Source organism: Massilia sp. CT11-137, from assembly GCF_047302885.1.
Taxonomy (GTDB): Bacteria; Pseudomonadota; Gammaproteobacteria; order Burkholderiales; family Burkholderiaceae_D; genus Telluria; species Telluria orientalis.
The window spans coordinates 2,364,097-2,381,067 of the sequence record NZ_JBKYMP010000001.1 but is presented as its reverse complement, the minus strand read 5'-3'; the positions used below and the strand labels follow the sequence as shown (position 1 = coordinate 2,381,067).

Annotated in this window: 14 protein-coding genes and 2 tRNA genes; 3 read left to right on the top strand and 13 right to left on the bottom strand. The window is 62.0% G+C overall.

Features of this window, described 5'->3' with window-relative positions; genetic code table 11:
• Positions 1-38: 38 nt before the first annotated feature.
• The 4 genes from ACEN98_RS10700 to ACEN98_RS10685 all read right to left on the bottom strand — a co-directional run bounded on the left by ACEN98_RS10700 (position 39) and on the right by ACEN98_RS10685 (position 2,420).
• On the bottom strand, positions 39-731 hold the full coding sequence (locus ACEN98_RS10700) for a hypothetical protein (RefSeq protein ID WP_413384143.1): 693 nt from the start codon (positions 729-731) through the stop codon (positions 39-41).
• A gap of 93 nt (positions 732-824) precedes the next feature.
• Positions 825-900 (bottom strand) — tRNA-Asn (locus ACEN98_RS10695).
• 67 nt (positions 901-967) lie between these two features.
• Positions 968-1,043, bottom strand: a tRNA-Asn gene (locus tag ACEN98_RS10690).
• Between the two features lie 165 nt (positions 1,044-1,208).
• Positions 1,209-2,420 (bottom strand): aromatic amino acid transaminase, encoded by a 1,212-nt coding sequence (locus ACEN98_RS10685; RefSeq protein WP_413384141.1) that lies wholly within the window; start codon positions 2,418-2,420, stop codon positions 1,209-1,211.
• Between the two features lie 108 nt (positions 2,421-2,528).
• Here ACEN98_RS10685 and uvrB point away from each other — a divergent pair, with 108 nt between their 5' ends.
• Entirely contained in the window at positions 2,529-4,625 is a 2,097-nt protein-coding gene (gene uvrB, locus ACEN98_RS10680; RefSeq protein ID WP_413384139.1) for an excinuclease ABC subunit UvrB, read from the top strand.
• A 43-nt stretch (positions 4,626-4,668) separates the two neighbouring features.
• Here uvrB and ACEN98_RS10675 read toward each other — a convergent pair whose 3' ends face one another.
• Positions 4,669-5,367 (bottom strand): methyltransferase domain-containing protein, encoded by a 699-nt coding sequence (locus ACEN98_RS10675; protein WP_413384138.1) that lies wholly within the window; start codon positions 5,365-5,367, stop codon positions 4,669-4,671.
• Positions 5,368-5,726: 359 nt separating this feature from the next.
• On the opposite strand from ACEN98_RS10675, the gene ACEN98_RS10670 reads away from it, so the two are divergent.
• Together ACEN98_RS10670 and ACEN98_RS10665 are read left to right on the top strand one after the other, a co-directional pair.
• Positions 5,727-6,794 (top strand): choice-of-anchor Q domain-containing protein, encoded by a 1,068-nt coding sequence (locus ACEN98_RS10670; protein WP_413384137.1) that lies wholly within the window; start codon positions 5,727-5,729, stop codon positions 6,792-6,794.
• A 339-nt stretch (positions 6,795-7,133) separates the two neighbouring features.
• A complete protein-coding gene (locus ACEN98_RS10665; RefSeq protein WP_413384136.1) occupies positions 7,134-8,531 on the top strand; it encodes a tyrosinase family protein in 1,398 nt (465 codons plus the stop codon).
• 43 nt (positions 8,532-8,574) lie between these two features.
• Here the strand turns inward: ACEN98_RS10665 and ACEN98_RS10660 are convergent, their stop codons facing one another.
• The 8 genes from ACEN98_RS10660 to ACEN98_RS10625 are packed head-to-tail and all read right to left on the bottom strand — an operon-like array spanning position 8,575 to position 16,946.
• Positions 8,575-9,744 carry an N-acetyl sugar amidotransferase gene (locus ACEN98_RS10660; protein WP_413384135.1) on the bottom strand — a complete coding sequence of 390 codons (1,170 nt, stop codon included), beginning with the start codon at positions 9,742-9,744 and terminating at the stop codon, positions 8,575-8,577.
• On the bottom strand, positions 9,741-10,499 hold the full coding sequence (locus ACEN98_RS10655) for an AglZ/HisF2 family acetamidino modification protein (RefSeq protein ID WP_413384134.1): 759 nt from the start codon (positions 10,497-10,499) through the stop codon (positions 9,741-9,743). The genes ACEN98_RS10660 and ACEN98_RS10655 overlap by 4 nt, the downstream gene beginning before the upstream one ends.
• Complete coding sequence (gene hisH, locus ACEN98_RS10650) at positions 10,499-11,110, bottom strand: imidazole glycerol phosphate synthase subunit HisH (protein WP_413384133.1); 612 nt, start codon at positions 11,108-11,110, stop codon at positions 10,499-10,501. The genes ACEN98_RS10655 and hisH overlap by 1 nt, the downstream gene beginning before the upstream one ends.
• Positions 11,094-12,278 carry a glycosyltransferase gene (locus ACEN98_RS10645; protein WP_413384132.1) on the bottom strand — a complete coding sequence of 395 codons (1,185 nt, stop codon included), beginning with the start codon at positions 12,276-12,278 and terminating at the stop codon, positions 11,094-11,096. The genes hisH and ACEN98_RS10645 overlap by 17 nt, the downstream gene beginning before the upstream one ends.
• 18 nt (positions 12,279-12,296) lie before the next feature.
• Complete coding sequence (locus tag ACEN98_RS10640; RefSeq protein ID WP_413384131.1) at positions 12,297-13,505, bottom strand: O-antigen ligase family protein; 1,209 nt, start codon at positions 13,503-13,505, stop codon at positions 12,297-12,299.
• Positions 13,506-13,516: 11 nt separating this feature from the next.
• A complete protein-coding gene (locus ACEN98_RS10635; protein WP_413384130.1) occupies positions 13,517-14,875 on the bottom strand; it encodes a polysaccharide deacetylase family protein in 1,359 nt (452 codons plus the stop codon).
• Entirely contained in the window at positions 14,875-15,885 is a 1,011-nt protein-coding gene (locus ACEN98_RS10630) for a GNAT family N-acetyltransferase (protein ID WP_413384129.1), read from the bottom strand. The genes ACEN98_RS10635 and ACEN98_RS10630 overlap by 1 nt, the downstream gene beginning before the upstream one ends.
• Positions 15,882-16,946 (bottom strand): GNAT family N-acetyltransferase, encoded by a 1,065-nt coding sequence (locus ACEN98_RS10625; protein WP_413384128.1) that lies wholly within the window; start codon positions 16,944-16,946, stop codon positions 15,882-15,884. Before ACEN98_RS10625 ends, ACEN98_RS10630 begins: the two co-directional genes overlap by 4 nt.
• Positions 16,947-16,971 lie beyond the last annotated feature (25 nt).

The following is a 16,971-nucleotide window of genomic DNA, read 5'->3' as shown; positions in this document are numbered from 1 at the left end:
CCACGACGCGCGCTATTCAAGGCAACGTGAAGCAATGATCAGGCCGGATCTGGCCTCGGAGGCACGAGCCCGAGGTCGGATACTCGGCGCTCGATATCGCCATGATAGTCGAGCAGCCATTGATACTTTTCCTGCGCGCGCGGATTTTTGGACACCTCGCCGATTCTTCGCTCGATCAGTTCGCGATGATACTTGAGCCCCCAGAAACGTAAGCCAAGATAGTTGAGAGACCTGGCGCCGTCCGCCGCTTCGTAGACCAGGGTTTCTTGAGCTAGCGGCATCGTCGGCAGCATCCTGACCACATCATCGTCCAACAACACGCGGGGAAAGTTCGCCTTTTTCTCCAACTCGACAGCGCGCACCATGGCTTCGCCGATCACCGTCTGATCATCGATGTGAAGATTGCCAACCGTGATTGCTCCGCGCATGGGCAGTTCACAGTGGATAAATATCTGTTCGACTTGATTGGCGATCTCGGTCAGGAAGTATCCAACCTGCTGCTCGATCGAAAATTTTCCTGCGGTTCGCAAAGGATAGGCGACGAACACGTTATCGGTAAACGCCCTGACCACCGGGGTACCGTCACGCCGCATTCCGTTCAGGCGGCGCTCCAGCTCGGACAGCATCGAAACAAACCTCTCGGATGCCTCGATGTCCACGCATTTGAAAAGATCCGTACCGCCGAGGACATCGAGGTAGGCACAAATATGGAGCGAAAGCGAGATCGGCATGAACAAACTCCGGTCCGTGCCCATTGCGACAGCAACAGGGTCTATCTGAAGCGAAAAAGGGGCATCGATCGCTCGATGCCCCTTCCGAAATTCTGGCTCCCCGACCTGGACTCGAACCAGGGACCTGCGGATTAACAGTCCGTCGCTCTACCGACTGAGCTATCAGGGAATAGGTGTTCGTATTATAGCCGCTCACCAACGGCTTGCAAAGTTGGCAGGCCAACCGTGCGAAAATCTGGCTCCCCGACCTGGACTCGAACCAGGGACCTGCGGATTAACAGTCCGTCGCTCTACCGACTGAGCTATCAGGGAATTGGTGGGGGCTTGAATAGCCTGCTGCGCGTTGCAGTTCCGGTCTGCGATGCTCGCCGTACCGTAAGTACGGCTGCGCTTCTCGACCGGAACTGCTGCCGCTCGCGACGGCTCTTCAATGCCCCTGATCCGCTAACAATAATTGCTTAACGGAAGGCCGCGATTTTAGAGAACTTTTGCGATGGCGTCAACGACGCGATCGATGTTCTTCGAGTTCAGCGCGGCCACGCAGATGCGGCCGGTGTCCACGGCGTAGATCGATTCGGCGCGCAGCTTCTCGACCTGCTCCTTCGTCAGGCCCGAGTACGAGAACATGCCGACCTGCTTGCGCACGAACTGGAAGTCCGAGCCCGGTGCCTTTTCGGCCAGCTTCTTGACCAGCTCGTCGCGCATCTGCTTGATGCGGACGCGCATGCCGGCCAGCTCGTCTTCCCACAGCTGGCGCAGTTCCGGCGTGGACAGGACGGTCGCGACGACCTTGCCGCCGTGCGTCGGCGGGTTCGAGTAGTTGGTGCGGACGATGCGCTTCAGCTGCGACAGCAGGCGGGCAGCCTCTTCCGCGGTCGATGCGACGACGGACAGCGCGCCCACGCGCTCGCCGTACAGCGAGAACGACTTCGAGAACGAGTTCGACACGAGCAGCGGGCCCGGGGTAGCGGTGAAGCGGCGGACAACGGCGCCGTCTTCGGCAATGCCGTCGCCGAAGCCCTGGTAGGCCATGTCGAGGAACGGGATCAGGTTGTTGGCGCGCACGACCTCGATCACCTGGCCCCACTGGTCGGCGTTCAGCTCGGCGCCGGTCGGGTTGTGGCAGCAGGCGTGCAGGACGACGATGGCGCCTTCCGGCATCGCTTTCAGCGCAGCCAGCATGCCTTCGAAGTTGACGCCGTGCGTGGCTGCGTCGTAGTAGGCGTAGTTGTTGACGGTGAAGCCGGCGCTTTCGAACAGGGCGCGGTGGTTTTCCCAGCTCGGGTCGCTGATGTAGACTTGCGACTCCGGCGAGAAGCGCTTCAGGAAGTCGGCGCCGATCTTCAGTGCGCCGGTGCCGCCCAGGGCTTGCACCGTGACTGCACGTTTCTCTTGAATTACGGCGCTGTCGGCACCAAATACGAGTTCTTGCACAGCCTTGTCGTACGCACCCAGGCCTTCGATCGGCAGGTAGGTACGCGGCGTCGGTTGTTCCATCAACTTCGCTTCCGCTTTCTGCACGCATTCCAGCAGCGGCACTTTCCCGTTGTCATCGTAGTAGACGCCCACGCCCAGATTGATCTTGGCGGGGTTGGTGTCTGCATTGAAGGCCTCGGTGATGCCGAGGATCGGATCGCGGGGAGCCATGGCGATGGCGCTGAAGATGCTGGCAGTAGCTGGGGAATTCATCGTGATAAACTTGGTTTGTCGGCTGGGTTTCGCAGCGGTTGTATAGACAGCGACCTCGAGAGTTGCTCGGTCGCAGGCGGATTCTCATTCTAGCAAAGGTCTGATCCAATGGCAGATTTATCGGTTGCAAATTCACCAGCACCTACCGTCATCACGTTCCCGGATTCCCCGTTCAAGCTGCACCAGCCCTTCCCGCCCGCGGGCGACCAGCCCACGGCGATCGATGGCCTGGTGGAAGGCATCGAGGACGGCCTGATGTACCAGACGCTGCTCGGCGTGACCGGTTCCGGCAAGACTTATACGATGGCCAACGTGATCGCTAGAGCCGGCCGTCCGGCGATCGTGTTCGCCCCGAACAAGACCCTCGCGGCCCAGCTGTACGCGGAGTTCCGCGAGTTCTTCCCGCAGAATGCCGTCGAGTACTTTGTCTCGTATTACGACTATTACCAGCCGGAAGCGTACGTGCCGCAGCGCGACCTGTTCATCGAAAAGGACTCGTCGATCAACGAGCACATCGAACAGATGCGCTTGTCGTGCACGAAGTCGCTGATGGAGCGGCGCGACGTCGTCATCGTCGCGACCGTCTCGGCCATCTACGGTATCGGTAATCCGAACGAGTACCACAAGATGATTCTCACGTTGCGCACAGGCGACAAGGTCGCGCAGCGCGACGTCATCGCGCGCCTGATCCAGATGCAGTACACGCGCAACGAAATGGACTTCGCGCGCGGCACGTTCCGCGTGCGCGGCGACACCATCGACATCTTCCCGGCCGAACACGCCGAGCTCGCGATCCGCGTCGAGATGTTCGACGACGAAATCGAATCGCTGCAACTGTTCGATCCGCTGACGGGTAAAGTGCGCCAGAAGATCCCTCGCTTCACGGTGTACCCGGGCTCGCACTACGTCACCGGCCGCGCCACCGTGCTGAAGGCCGTCGATTCCATCAAGGCCGAGCTGCGCGACCGCCTCGAGGAATTCCGCCAGCAGGGCAAGCTGCTTGAAGAACAACGCCTCGAGCAGCGCACGCGCTTCGACCTCGAGATGCTGGCCGAAGTCGGTTTTACCAAAGGCATCGAGAACTACTCGCGCCACCTGTCCGGTTCGATGCCGGGCGAACCGCCGCCGACGCTGATCGACTACCTGCCGAAAGACGCGCTGATGTTCATGGACGAGTCGCACGTGATGATCGGCCAGCTCAACGCCATGTACAACGGCGACCGTTCGCGCAAGGTGAACCTCGTCGACTACGGCTTCCGCCTGCCCTCGGCGCTCGACAACCGGCCTTTGAAGTTCTCGGAATTCGAGAGCAAGATGCGCCAGTGTATCTTCGTCTCCGCGACGCCGGCCGACTACGAAAAGCAAAAAGCCGACAACGTCGTCGAGCAGGTCGTGCGCCCAACGGGCCTCGTCGACCCGCAGGTCATCGTGAAGCCCGCGCGTTCGCAGGTGGACGACCTGATGGGCGAGATCACGGACCGCATCAAGAAGGACGAGCGCGTGCTGGTCACCACGCTGACCAAGCGCATGGCCGAGCAGCTGACGGAATACCTGTCCGACCACGGCATCAAGGTGCGCTACTTGCACAGCGACATCGACACGGTGGAGCGGGTGGAAATCCTGCGCGACCTGCGCCTGGGCACGTTCGACGTCGTCGTCGGCATCAACCTGCTGCGCGAGGGTCTCGACTTGCCGGAGGTGTCGCTCGTGGCCGTGCTGGACGCCGACAAGGAAGGCTTCCTGCGTTCGGAACGCTCGCTGATCCAAACGATCGGCCGCGCGGCACGTAACCTGAACGGCGTGGCGATCCTGTACGCGGACCAGATCACGGATTCGATGAAGCGCGCGATCGACGAGACGGAACGCCGCCGTGCCAAGCAGATCGCGTTCAACGAAGCGAACGGCATCACCCCGAAGGGCGTGCAGAAGAAGATCAAGGAAATGATCGACGGCGTCTACAGCGCGGCCGCGCAGAAGGCCATGCTGAACGACAACGGCTTGTCGGAGGAAGCGGCCAAGGTCGAGGGCATGAGCGAGAAGCAGATTTCGAAAGAGATCAAGCGCCTCGAAAAACTCATGGTCGACCACGCGAAGAACCTCGAGTTCGAAAAGGCGGCGCAGGTGCGCGACCAGTTGCACGTTCTCAAGCAGCAGGCATTCGGGGCGCCGGGGGCGGACAACGTCGTGTCTATCCTCGGCAAGTAAGCAGTACGACAAATCAGAAGCGGCCTTCGAGGCCGCTTTTGCTTTACAGGTATTGGTGCAGCGAGCTCTGGGAATCCTGGTTCCTGAAGAGCGTGACAAAACCGGCTTTTGCGAGGCACAACCGGTGCTTGTCGTTGGCGTACGCGATGATCGACTGGCTCCGCCTGAACTTGTCCATATTGTTTTTCAGGAATTCGAGCAGAATCGCCTCGCCAAATGGGTTGAACAGGTAGACCAGATTATTTCCGGCCGGAAGTGAGAAACTGGCTGCGTCAGCATTGACGAAGCAGATATTATCGGCGCCAAATTTCCTGACGTTACGGTCCGCCGCCTGCACCAGCGGCTCCGAAAACTCGACGCCGACGAACCGTCGAAACCGGTAGTTGGCGGCAGCATAAAAGCACGCCTTTCCCTTGCCCGAGCCGAGATCGACGAACTGGTCGAATACGATGCCGGTCTTCATTGCCTCATTGAGCAATGCCCGAATCGCCACGCAGGTAACGGCCTGGTAGGCCCGTGAGTGCGCGCGCGCCGACGAATAACTGGTTTCGAGTTCTTGCCCATCGATAAAGCCGCTGCAGTCGAGGCCGTGCCATTTTTCGAACAGCTGGTCCTCCATCCAGCTCACTCCACCCGCTGTCTTGTTCGAAAGCGAACGCAGCTTATGGGCGAGCGGTCGTCTCAGCCAGGTGGCGATTCTGCCTTGCAATTGAATGCGAGTCGATTCAGTGTGGTGAGCCATGTATATTCCGAAAAATGATCCGAAGCGGGGAACCTCATCTATTTTCCCGAGCTTCGCCAGCGCGGCCTTTATCGATTGTCAATCAGCGCCATGCTCGCCGGTTCAAAAGGACGCCGCTGTTGTCGAACACGGCGTCAGGGCCATCCGAGTTTTTGATCAGACCACACATATAACGCACCAGAAACTTCTGTAGAAAAACTATTACTGAGGGAAATTTATTTCGCGAAACGTTGAACTTTGGCAGTTTCCCCTCGTCAAAGTTACTCCTTCGTTTATTGATGAGTGGCTTTCCCTTGAAAACTTTTTCGTTCGCAAACAGCGCATTGACCGCCCCCCTGATGACTGGTTTTGCAGTCGCAATGATGACTTGTACCGTCGCCTCGGCCGCCGACCTCTATGTGTCGACCGCAGGCAGGGACACGAACACCGGCACGTCGAGCAGCGCCCCGCTGCGCACCATCCAGCGCGCCGCCAACCTGGCACGGCCCGGCTATACGGTCCACGTGGCGCCCGGCACCTACACCGAGACCATCACCTCGACCGTGAATGGCACTTCGTCCGCGCGCATCCGCTTCGTTTCGGACACGAAGTACGGCGCGATCCTGCGTCCGGCCGGCAGCGCCTATACGATGTGGACCGCCCGGGGCGGCTATACGGATATCGACGGCTTCCAGATCAATGGCGCCGGCAGCACCACCGCGCGTGTCGGCATCTATCTGAACGGCGGCAATTCGTCGGTCAAGAACAGCTGGATCCACGACGTTGCGATGGCCTCCGGCTGCGACAACCGCGGCGGCGGCGGCATCGTCGCCGACCAGGGCCGCGGTAAGGCCTACAGCAACTATGACATCATCGGCAACAGGGTGAACAATGTCGGCGGCGGCTGCGGCTGGATCCAGGGCATCTACCACTCGTCGTCGGGCAAGATCATCAACAACGTGGTCAACGGGACCAGCCAGGGCATCAACATGGGCCATGACGACCACAACATCCTGGTCATGAATAACACCCTGTTCGCCAACAGCGGCTATGGCGTGTATTTCGGCGGCTGCAAGGAAGCGTACAACAACGGCTGCCCGACCCGCGGCATCCAGATCCACAACAACATCATCTATGCGAACGGCGGCGGCATCCAGGGTCCGATCGCGTCCGAAGACGTAGGCAACAGCGTCGCCAACAACCTGGTCTATGCGAACCGCACGAACTTCGACCTGGCCAGCCCGAGCAGCGCCACCAGGACCGGCATCATCGGCACCGATCCGCAGTTCGTCAGCTACCTCTCCAACGGTGGCGGCAACTATCGCCTGAAGACCACGTCGCCGGCCATCAACAGGGGCCAGACCACCTACGCGCCCCAGACCGACCTCGACGGCAAGGCTCGCGGCTATCACATCGATATGGGCGCCTACGAGACGAACGCCAACTAAACCTGTCGGGACCGCTCTATTGTCACACCCTACGAAGCGCAGGCTCGTAGGGTGTTTTCATACGGCTTTCGTGAATTGCGAAAAAACGTCAGTGTAATCGGAATTCGAAGTGCACAGGCACGCAATTCATCAAGTCAAATCACGCTTCTGGAACACATGAAGCCAATCAAAAAATCCGCACATAGTGAGAATAACGTAAAGATTGCATTTCAGTAGAAATGATATGCAATTGGCGGAAATAGATTGCCAATAATTTTGCAAAGGGCGAGGCAATTCGAGATAGGTAGGTATTTCAAGGAGCTCATGATGAGGCATGATCTGATGGGCAGAAGAAATTTTATGCAGCGATCCGTGATGTTGCTCGGCGCATCGGCAATGCTCCCAAAAGCATTTGGCCAGACGACATTAATGGTTCGCCCGGAATGGCAGGCGTTCAAGACGACGCCGCATTATGATGCATTCCTGCGAGCGGTGAAGCTAATGAAAAGCAACACGACGGCCACCGATCCCAAGAGCTGGTCTTTCTGGACGAATATTCACCTGAACCGTTGCCCGCACTCCATTCCGTATTTCTTCGCATGGCACCGTGGCTACATCTATTATTTCGAGCGCCAGATACGCGCAGTGTCGGGCGACTCTCAACTTGTTCTCCCGTATTGGGATTACTATACGAACCCAGCATTGCCAGCCGAATTCACGAATCCGAACGGGGGCAATCCACTCTACGTTTCCCGTGTCAACAATAATGTACGGCAAGCCCTGAGCATGGCGCCGTTTTCTTCAAGCCTCATTAACTTCCCGACGAATAGCGCCAACGCATTCGAGCCCAGTTTCGAATCGGCACCTCACAACCTGGTCCACAACATCATTGGCGGCGTGATGTCCGATATGCTGTCGCCGACGGACCCGATTTTCTGGCTGCACCATGCCAATGTCGACCGGCTCTGGGTGGCCTGGGTGAGTGCCGGCAACGGACGGAAGATGCCGGCCCTCGGCAGCGCTTACTGGTCCGGGTCGCATATCTACACGAGTTCGCTGACGATGCCGCGGTCGTCCACCTACGGCACGCGGACGACTTTGGGATACCGCTACCAGAACGAGAGCTTCCCGACCAGGCTGCCGTCGGCCCGATCCTCGCTCTCGTCCCCCGATCTCGTGCAGGCGACGCCGAACGACACCGTGGGAACGCAGCCGCCGCTCGGTTCATTCAGGATATCGCCGTCACGGCAGACGAGCGATCAGACGTTCGCGATCGGCGGCGCGCTCGATGTCAACCTGGATGACAGGTCGATCAGTGTGCAGTTGCCGGTAGACTCGGAACACATGCGGGCCCTGGCGCAAATCGGGACCGGGGCCGCCACCTCCCTGCGCGCCAGCCCGCAACGCTATCGTTCCGTCCAGGTTGTTCTCGATAACGTCGTGATCACCGACGCTGGAAAACTGGGCGGCTACTACTATCGCGTCATCCTGAACCTCTCGCCGGACGCTTCCAGCAAATCGCAGTCCATTGCCATCGGTACCCTCGGCGCCTTCGAAATCAGCGGCGCCGCGCACCACGGGAATCCTGTCCGGTTGCGTTACCGGATCAGACGCGCCGTATTTGCCGGAGCGGCGTCCAGGATCGGCCTGCTCTCCGTCTCATTTGTACGGGTAGACGGTGACGAGGGTCCGAAAGGCGCCCTCATCGGCCTCGGCGAAGTTCGGCTGGAAACCTCGACCGACGACAACGACGCCTAGTCGGGGCACCGATTGCAAGCATCGTGGCAAGCGCCGTCCCTGCCTAGCGTGGGTAAAGGTGGCGCTTGCGCAGCGCATTGACCGCATTGCGCAGGAACTGCACCACGCCGTACAGGTTGCGATAGTCCCTGAACGACTTGACCGGCGCACCCATGATGCTCGCAAACTGCTCTGTCGACAGGCGCAGCTTCTTCGCCACATAGGCCAGGTCTTGCTGCTGCAGCTCTTCCGGGTAGGGCGGCCGCTGCATTTCCGCAAGCGCCTGCGCCCGGCTGATCTGTCCGGCATTGATCAGGTCCGACAGGTGGCCATACCGTTTGTCGACGCCGAATTTGCGCGGCAGGATATAGCCCTGGTAGAAGCGCGTGTAGATCGATTCGTGGTGCTTGCCCCCGTAGCCCTTCCAGCCAAGCTGGCTGCTCAGCAAAGCCATGGCCTCGTCCTTGTCGTAATCGACGTAGTTGAGGATGGACACGATGCGCGTGCCGCGCAGGATGTTGGCGTAAAACAGGTAGAACAGACTGAAGCGCGGGTAGGTCTTCAGCTTTACGCTGCCGAAGCGGCGATGGATGTCCTTGATAAAGCGCCAGTCGGAATGCCCGTACGACCATTCCGGCACGCTGATCGATTCGGTGGCGAAATTCATCCCCGATATGATGTACTTGATGCCCCGCGATGCCGCCTGTTTCCACAGCAAGGCACCGATCGCATGGTCGGTCGGGATCTCCCCATCCGGTGTCGACGCCTTGAGGAAGGCGAGCTGCAGGTCGCGAAACTCTTCCCAGTCGACGACATGGGTATGCAGGTCGATGCCGAGATTGCGCAGCACCAGCTCGATGTTCCGGGTCGCCAGTTCGGAATTCCAGCCATTGTCGAAGTGTACCGCCAGCGGGCGCAGCCCGTGCTGCTTGACCAGCCAGGCCACGTAGGTACTGTCCACGCCGCCGCTGACGCCAACGATACAGTCGTACTCGCGTCCGCGGCCGGCTGCCTTGATGCGCTCGATCAGCGCCTGCAACGCTTCGCGCCCCTGCTCGCCCTGCAGCCGGCGCGCGCTCACCAGCCGGTCGTAGCGCTGACAGTGACTGCACAGGCCCATTTCATCGAAGCTGATGCTGCGGTCCGCCGCCGTGTTCATGATGCAGCGGGTGCAAACCCGGAGGGCCTGGTCCGGCACGGCCGAATAGTTGTAGTGTTCCGTAATCGACGTCATTTGAATACCTTGTCCAGTTCTTCGTACTCGGGATACGTAATCAACACGGCGTTGTGCTTGCCGTGAAAAACGAACATGCTGCCGGCTGCCAGTGCGGACGCACCGGCTTCGGTGGCTTCGCGGAAGTGCCGCACCTCTCCCGCGCCGCCGGCGACCACCACCGGGATCGACACCGCCTCGCTCACCCGCCGTACCAGCTCGAGATCGTAGCCTTCCCGCATGCCGTCGCGGTCGATCGCGTTGAGGAGGATTTCGCCGGCGCCGAGCTGTTCCATGGCGCGCGCATATGCGGCCGGTTCGCGCTTCAGGTCGCGCGTGCCGCCGGCCACGCAGACCGTATAAGCGCCCAGCCAGCTGCGGCGTACGTCCATCGACACCACGACCCCGGAGCTGCCTGCCAGCGCGGCTGCTTCCGACACCAGGCGCGGCTGGTCGGCCGCGGCGGTGTTGAGCACGACTTTCTCGACGCCGAGCGCGTACAGCCGTTTCACCTGCCCGACGCTGGTAATGCCGCCGCCGTAGGAAAACGGCATGAAGGCTTCGCTGGCTATGTCGGCCAGCAAATCGAAGTCGGGCGCGGTGCGCGCGCCGGCGCTGCCGATGTCGAGGAACACCACCTCGTCGACTTCCTTCTCGTTGAAGATCCGCACGGCATTGATCGGGTCGCCGACGTAGCGGGCGTTCTTGAATTTGACCGTCTTGACGAGGCCGCCGTTGCGCATCAGCAGGCAGGGAATCACGCGTGGGTGCAACATCACAGCTCCGCGAAGTTGTGCAGCAGCGCCATGCCGAAGCGATGGCTCTTCTCAGGATGAAACTGCACTCCGTACACATTGTCGTGCTGGAGCACCGCGACGAACTCGCCGCCGTAGTCGGCGGTGGCCAGCACGTCGCCGGGATCGGCGCAGACCAGGTGGTACGAGTGGCAGAAGTAGAATCGTGAGCGGGTCGCCAGCTCGCGCAGCAGCGGGCCGTCGCGGCGCGGCGCCAACAGGTTCCAGCCCATGTGCGGGACCTTGTTCCTGCTGTCCGGCGCAAACCGGAAGCGGCGCACTTCGGCATCGATCAGGCCCAGGCCCTCCATGCCGCCCTCTTCGCTGCGCCGGCCCAGCATTTGCATGCCGAGGCACACGCCCAGCAGGGGGACTTTGTCCTGGAGTACCCGCTTGCGCAGTGCTTCGGCCAGCCCGCGCTCCCGCAGGGCGCCGATGCCATTGTCGAAGGCGCCCACGCCAGGCAGGACGAGCTTCCCGGCCCGCTCGAGCGCCGCGGCGGTCGATACCAGCTCCGCCTCGGCGCCGACCTTGCGCAGCATGTTGAGCATCGACCCGAGATTGCAGACGCCGTAGTCAATGACAGAGATCATGCCGCACCTCGCCCTGGTGGCCCTGGCCGTACCTGCGCGAACGCATGCCCAGCGCATGCAGATAAACGATCTCGAGCTTCGCCTCCTGCCCTTCCCAGCAATATTCGTCGGCGGTCCGCACCAGCGCATCCTGCAGGTCGCGCTGGTCGCGCGTGAGCAGACGCAGCACGCCGTCGCGGATCGCCGCCGCCGAGGCGTCGCTCGTCACTTCGCCGATCCCGTGCCTGCGCACGAACTCGCTCTGCTCGCGGGTCGGCGAGACCAGCACCGGCTTGCGCGCCATCACGTACTCGAACAGCTTGTTCGGCATGCAGTACTCGTAGCTGAGCGACGTGGCCTCGATCACGGACAGCCCGAAATCGGCCGCCGCGGTGTAATCGAGCAGGCGCTCCGGCGCGACCGCCGGGTGGTAATGGATGTCCCCATGGCGCGCCGCCTCGCCGGCAATCCAGTCCGCCAGCGGGCCGTACCCCATCACGACCAGCGCCGCGCGTCCGGCCAGGCCGGCAAACGCTTCGACCAGGTTGCGGATCCCGCGGCCCTCGCCGATGAAGCCCTGGTAGAGAAAGATCGGCGTGCCGGCGTCGATCGGATACGCCTTGCGGAAATAATCGGCCGGGTTCACGCTGCGGCGCGGCGGGCAGTTGTAAAGCACCGTAACGTTACGCAAAGCGTACTTGCGCACATACCATTGTTCGATCGCTTGCCCGACGAAGATGCAATGATCGGCGTGCCGGATCAGGGCGCGTTCGGCCCACCGGGTAAGGCACTTGCGCAGACCGCCGAGGCCATTGGTCTCCGTCTCCAGTTCGTGGGCGTCATACACCAGCCTGGCGCCGGTGGCGCGCTTCAGCAGGACGCCGAGGGGCAGTGTGGCGATGCTGTGGCAATTGATGCACCCGAGTTTGTCGTCGCGATAGCGCAGGTAGACCGCGCGGGTCCAGTCACCGGTGCGCTTCAGCTTGCCAATCAGGCGGTCGCCGCTGCGCTGTCCGACGCGCACGATCCGGATATTGTCCTGTAGATGCTCGAGCGCCGGTAGGCCCTCCCGTCCCACGCCGACCAGGTCGATGCGGTCGAACAGCGCCAACCGGGACAGCGTACAGGCCTCGCGCAGGATCCGGCTCTCGTTCAGGAACGGCGACGGATACAGGTGAATGTTGATCAAGGTCTCTCCCCTTCCACGTTATCGGCGGCTTCCCGGCGGCCGCCTGGTGTTTCGATAGTTCGCGTAAGCACCCATGGCGGCGCCGGTGAACATGTCGTCGAACGTCTTGGCGGTCACCAGCAGGAGCAACGAGATGCAGATCAGTGACCATGCCAGCAGGAACTGGCCTGACCTGGGCCGTGCCAGCCAACCGCGGGAACACAGCCCGACCGCGGTGCGTCCCAGCATGAACAGCATGTAGACGAAGCCGAACAAGCCGAGATCGACCCAGGCCGACAGGATGTTGTGCGAATACCCGCCAGGCGGATAACTGGCGTATGCGCCCAGTACCGGGTTATCCGCGATCGTGCGCAGCGCGTGTTCGGTGAGCTCGTGCCTGGCGCTCGCTGACGACGACTGGGAGAGGTTGAATAATTCCCACACCCGGCTTTCAGGAAAATGCGTCGCCAGGAACTTGGGATCGATGCTGGCCAGGCCGGACACGAGCAGCACCAGGTACAGAAAGGGCAGCCAGTGCTTCGCGCGATACAGTTCGATCATCGGAAACAGGGACAGCGCCGCCACCAGCTCGCTGCGCGCACCGTTCAGGAACAGGGCCGCGGCAGCGATGGCATACAGGACCAGCCGGGCCGCCAGCACGCGGGTGAAACAGATGACCGTCACGAAGGTGAGGACGTAGGAGCGGGCGAGCTCCTGGTAGGTCGCGACACTGTCCGGACTCGCCGGATCGCCGAACTTCCCGGGCTGGAAACTGCCGTCCCGCGACAAGAAGAATACGGTCGCCGACATCAGCAGGAGCGCGGCCAGCGTCGACGCGATCGTCTTGCGCTCTGAAAAGTCGCTGTGTTTGAAGATCAGGTAGATGTTGATGAAGTAGAGAATCGACAACAGGTGCGTCTTCACGATCGTGGGATTGGCGCCAAAGGCCGCGTTGATCGCCACGACCACCAAAAAATAGAACAGGAAAAAGCCGAACTGCAGATCCGTCGGCGCGATACGGTAGCCGGACGCCCTGATTGCCAGGCAATACATATAGGCGAGCGGCGGAAACAGCCCGATGGAAACGACCGAAAAATACCCGCCCACGAAGGCCCCCATCACCCCCATGCCGATCAGCGTCTGGTAGAAAAAAAAGCCAGGGAACAGCAGCAGGAACGCGAGCCGCGCCGGCCCCGCCTTGCCGGGCGTGCTGGCGATGCTGGCCGAGGGAGCACAGGTGGCGGACATGCTCGGCTCGCCTATTGGATGAGGTCGCAATACATCGCCCGGTCGTCTTCGCCAGCGAACGATGAGTTATGCCAGAGCAGCGTGAAGTCGCCATCGACACGGGCGCACCTCTGTTTGTAGCGCCGCATCGCGGCCAGTGCCTGGTCGCCATGGCCCAGGCCCATGTTCGGGTCGTCGATCACCGCGTTTTCCATGACGACCAGCGGCCGCTGCTTCACAGTCAGCGGCCGGCGCCCGACCAGGTCGTACATCGTGTATTCGTGACAGGTTCCCGTGCGAAACCCGGCGACCGTCGGGTAAGACAGGGTGCTGTCGTACGTCAGCCCGTTCGCTGCCCACAACTGCGGCGTGGTCCGCACGTCCCAGCGCAGGTAGTGCTGGCGCCCGCCCAGTTCGTCCTGGCGAATACCTTCCTCGTCGATGGCGCGCCGCAGGGCCGCGGCCGAGCGCGCAAACGTGTCCGGATGCCGGTAGGTGCGATAGCCGGGGTGAATGCCGACCAGGTGGCCGCGCGCGTGCACGGCGCGCAGCAGCGCGCGCATGCGCCCATCGTCGATGCCCGGCGCATGGTCCATGGCGCCGTCGGTCCGCTCGGGAATGAAGTTGAACGTGACCTGGTTGCCGGCCTTCTCGTTCACATCCATCATCCACGACAACGCCTGCCAGTAAGAGTCCCGTGCCGGGTTCCCGCGCCTGACGGCCCAGTAGTTGCCGGCGGTTGCGCATAACGCACTCAGCGACCGCTCCCGTACCGCGCGCCCAACCAGCCGCTTGCCGAGACGCCCGATCGATGCGCACGCCGGATCGAACGGCAGGTCGACGTCGCAGCTGATCAGCTTGCGCGCGACGCGTCGCTTCCTGACGAGCGTAGGCCACAGCCGGTGGAGGGCCGCCCACAGGATCTCGACGTACTCGTCCACGATCGGGCGGTCGAGGAAACCCTGGCGCACGGCGAGCGACTGGCTGGCCGGGAAACGCGCATGTCCGTCGCGCGCGGGACTCACCGATTCCTCGTAGCGCGCGAGCATGAAGAATGCCGATCCGAAGACATCGAGCGCCAGCGCGGCATTGCCGCCGGCGTCGATCGTGAACCCGGGAGCGCCGAACAGCACCGGGACGCTGGCCTCGCACAGGCGCGCATCGAGACCGCTGCGGGCGACGATCCAGCGCTGCGGCGTTGCGTCCGGGCTCGCCGCCCCGGCAAAGAAGACGTCCGGCAAACGCAGCGTCCTGCCGGCCGCGCTGATGCGCACCGTGTCCCCGTGGTCGAACGCGAGTTCGACCTCGAGCCCCAGGAATTCTCCGAGCAGGACGTCGCAGATCCAGCTACGCTCAGGACGCTGGCTTTCCGGCAGTGAGATACGCAGCATCAGTGTTTCCCCGTGAGTGACAGCAGGCCTTGGCGCAGGGTCAGCAGCCGCGACGGGGTTTTGCTGACGTGAAAATACGGGACATGGTTGCCGCCGAAGCCGCGCAGGTAGCCTTCGAAAGGCTCGATCATCGAGCCGGCGAAGTTGTATGCGCGCGTCACGCCGGCGGCGTGGAGGAGCGACTCCCATACGCAAAGACTGTTGGCCTCGCTCCCGCGGTAGGCGGGGTCGGTGCCCGAGATCAGGCCGTAGGCGCTGTGCTCGTCCCAGACGATGTAGCAGGCCGCATGCGGGGCGCCGTCGGGATCGATCGCGCAGAACACCCTGCTGCAACCGCGCTCCCGGCAGGCGGCGTCGATGCGCCGGACGAAGTCGTCGGGATACGGCGGGGGCAGGCCCTGGCGCGCAAAGGTCTTGCGGTTCAGGTCGAGAAGCAGGTCGAGCGGGACGTCGCTGCGGACCTGCAGTTGGTGTTGCTTCTGGGCCTTGGTGATGGCGCGGCGGGTCTTGCCTTCGAACCCGGCCCACAATTTGTCCATGTCCGTCAACTCGGGCAGAACGAAGGTGTAGTACGTGGTTTGCCGGAAGCCGTTCCAGAAGAAAGGCTGCCAGTTCCTGACGCCGGGATGCCAGGTCTGCGCGAAGTGATCGAAACGGGGCAGCTGATCGATCAGCGCCTGCATGACTTCCTTGTCGTTGCTCAGCTGCGCCGCCTGCCTGCCTCCGGTCGGCCGCAGCCAGGGGCCGAGCATGGGCGTCAGCGCGGGCTGCGTGACGATGTTCATGCCATAGCGGCTGCGGATCGCATACGGCATCGCCGCGAGCACTTCGCTGCCTTTCTTGACGAGCGCGACATCCCAGCCGTTCCGACCCACTGCCGCGTCCAGCCACCAGTCGCGCGAAAACAGGGGCAGCGAAGGCTCCTGGGCGCAGAACCGGCGGTACGTGTCCTTCGGCGAGGCAATGTCGCTCGTGGCCTGTGCAGGCGCCTTGGGCGGGATGGTCGTCATCGGGCTGGCTTTCGGTGAATGAAGCGTTCCTGGTGTCCGCCGGCGAGCGCCGCGATCAGGCCGCGGCGCAGGCGCAGCAGGCGCGAGGGGGTTTTGGTGATGGTGAATACCGGCGTCTGCTCCGTCCCGAAGCTGCGGACATAGGGTTCGATCGACGGGTTCATGTTCCCGAGAAAATCGTATTTCGGGGCAACCGTGGCACTGAACTTGATGGCTTCCCATTGGCAGACACTGGGCGCCTGGGTGTGGTGCATGTCGGGGTCGGAACCCTTTAACAACGCGTACGCACAATTGCTGTCCCAGACCGTATAGGTCGCGGAGCAATGCCGGCCAGCCTCGTCGACAACGATGTGGAGCTTGCGCCGCTTGTGTTCGACGCACGCGGCATCCAGGCGGCGCAGGCAATCGTCGGTGAACGCCTGCGCGACGCCGCGGCTTTCGATCGTCATCCGGTGCAGGGCCAGGAAGGCGTCGAGCGGCAGGTCGTCGCGCACCCGCAGATTGTGCCGCTCGACAGCTGTCCTGCAATGTTTGCGGCGGGTGGGATCGAACCTGCTCCAGACGCCATCGAGGTCGTCCAGCCCGGGAACGACGTAGGTGTATTCAGTCGACTGGCTGAAGCCGTTCCAGTAAAACGGCAGCCAGTTCGACAAATCCTTGTTCCAGGCCTGGCTGAAATGGTCGAACCAGGGCAGCTGCTCGATCAGCGACTGCATGATTTTTTGCTGGTTGCTCAGTCGGGTAATGGGGCTGCCCTGGTCGCTCCGTATCCACGGCCCGAGTACCGGTGTCAAAGGCGGTTGCTGGATCACCTTCATGCCATAGCGCCGGGTCATGCAGAACGGCATGGCACCGACGATCCGCCCATTCACCTTCGCGAGCGCGACGTCCCAGCCGTCCGGCCCCGCCACCGCGTCGAGCCACCAGGCATTCGAAAAAATCGGGATCGACGGCTCGGCTGCGCACAGGTTTCGATACTCGGCTTTGTTCAGCAGCGCAGCGGACCGGTGTTGCGTATTCTCGCCTTTTGTCCCGTTCAACTCTTGAATGACTGCATCCATTGCCTTGCCTCCGTCATCAAACAAC